The 450-nt window shown below is 56.2% G+C and carries 1 pseudogene; it reads right to left on the bottom strand.

Features of this window, described 5'->3' with window-relative positions:
- Positions 1-170: 170 nt before the first annotated feature.
- Positions 171-450: pseudogene (locus tag DVK00_RS20955) on the bottom strand (nucleotide pyrophosphatase); the annotation flags it as partial.

Here is a 450-nt window from a genome sequence, read left to right as displayed (position 1 = left end):
CACAGTTTGCAGCCGTTCTGTGGTTTTTGACGAGGGTGACACTCCTCGCAAACAGTATCTGTGAGCCTTTTGTTCGCTTGCTTCCACTGAGGAACGTACATCTCTTTCTGGAGACCGAGTCCATAGGCTACTGAGAGCACAGGCGTTCCTCGGACTTGCTAAGCCGAAGCTCAGATGAGACTCCGACCTTCGAACGTGGCGTCAGTATCAATCTCCATGAGATCGAGAATCGTCGGCGTGATGTTGTAGAGGTCGATATCGTCACTGACCGATACCTCGGGGTCGTCGATAAGCAGCGTCGCGTTATCGAACGAGTGCATGCCGTTGCGGGGGCCGACGCCGAACACGTCGTCGTGACCCTTGAAGCCGGATTTGAGGTCGAACCCGTGGTTCGGGATGATGACGAGGTCCGGGGCGAGATGGTCCTGTGCGCCGTGGAACCCCTCTTCT

Origin of the sequence: Haloarcula sp. Atlit-47R (assembly GCF_003665985.1) — an archaeon.
Classification (GTDB): Archaea; Halobacteriota; Halobacteria; order Halobacteriales; family Haloarculaceae; genus Haloarcula; species Haloarcula taiwanensis.
Note: the sequence above shows the minus strand (reverse complement) of the source record. Positions and strands in the feature narration are given on the sequence as shown.